This is a genomic window from Haloarcula vallismortis ATCC 29715 (assembly GCF_000337775.1).
Taxonomy (GTDB): Archaea; Halobacteriota; Halobacteria; order Halobacteriales; family Haloarculaceae; genus Haloarcula; species Haloarcula vallismortis.
The window spans coordinates 1-1,313 of record NZ_AOLQ01000063.1; the positions used below are offsets into that span (position 1 = coordinate 1).

Genomic DNA, 1,313 nt, shown 5'->3' on the forward strand with positions numbered 1-1,313 from the left:
TGTCCGTACCGAGAACCGACACAGGTGTCCATGGCGGCGAAAGCCAAGGCCTGTCGGGAGCAACCAACGTTAGGGAATTCGGCAAGTTAGTCCCGTACCTTCGGAAGAAGGGATGCCTGCTCCGGAACGGAGCAGGTCGCAGTGACTCGGAAGCTCGGACTGTCTAGTAACAACATAGGTGACCGCAAATCCGCAAGGACTCGTACGGTCACTGAATCCTGCCCAGTGCAGGTATCTGAACACCTCGTACAAGAGGACGAAGGACCTGTCAACGGCGGGGGTAACTATGACCCTCTTAAGGTAGCGTAGTACCTTGCCGCATCAGTAGCGGCTTGCATGAATGGATTAACCAGAGCTTCACTGTCCCAACGTTGGGCCCGGTGAACTGTACATTCCAGTGCGGAGTCTGGAGACACCCAGGGGGAAGCGAAGACCCTATGGAGCTTTACTGCAGGCTGTCGCTGAGACGTGGTCGCCGATGTGCAGCATAGGTAGGAGACATTACACAGGTACCCGCGCTAGCGGGCCACCGAGTCAACAGTGAAATACTACCCGTCGGTGACTGCGACTCTCACTCCGGGAGGAGGACACCGATAGCCGGGCAGTTTGACTGGGGCGGTACGCGCTCGAAAAGATATCGAGCGCGCCCTATGGCTATCTCAGCCGGGACAGAGACCCGGCGAAGAGTGCAAGAGCAAAAGATAGCTTGACAGTGTTCTTCCCAACGAGGAACGCTGACGCGAAAGCGTGGTCTAGCGAACCAATTAGCCTGCTTGATGCGGGCAATTGATGACAGAAAAGCTACCCTAGGGATAACAGAGTCGTCACTCGCAAGAGCACATATCGACCGAGTGGCTTGCTACCTCGATGTCGGTTCCCTCCATCCTGCCCGTGCAGAAGCGGGCAAGGGTGAGGTTGTTCGCCTATTAAAGGAGGTCGTGAGCTGGGTTTAGACCGTCGTGAGACAGGTCGGCTGCTATCTACTGGGTGTGTAATGGTGTCTGACAAGAACGACCGTATAGTACGAGAGGAACTACGGTTGGTGGCCACTGGTGTACCGGTTGTTCGAGAGAGCACGTGCCGGGTAGCCACGCCACACGGGGTAAGAGCTGAACGCATCTAAGCTCGAAACCCACTTGGAAAAGAGACACCGCAGAGGTCCCGCGTATAAGACGCGGTCGATAGACTCGGGGTGTGCGCGTCGAGGTAACGAGACGTTAAGCCCACGAGCACTAACAGACCAAAGCCATCATTCATACGCACTGTGACTCATTCACCGACGAGTTAACTCGTCGCTGAACGAGTCCAGGCGC

1 rRNA gene is annotated in these 1,313 nt (G+C 56.2%); it reads left to right on the forward strand.

Annotation, left to right across the window (positions count from 1 at the left end):
- Positions 1–1,256: ribosomal RNA gene (locus C437_RS14830) — 23S ribosomal RNA — on the forward strand; the annotation flags it as partial.
- Between the last annotated feature and the right edge of the window lie 57 nt (positions 1,257–1,313).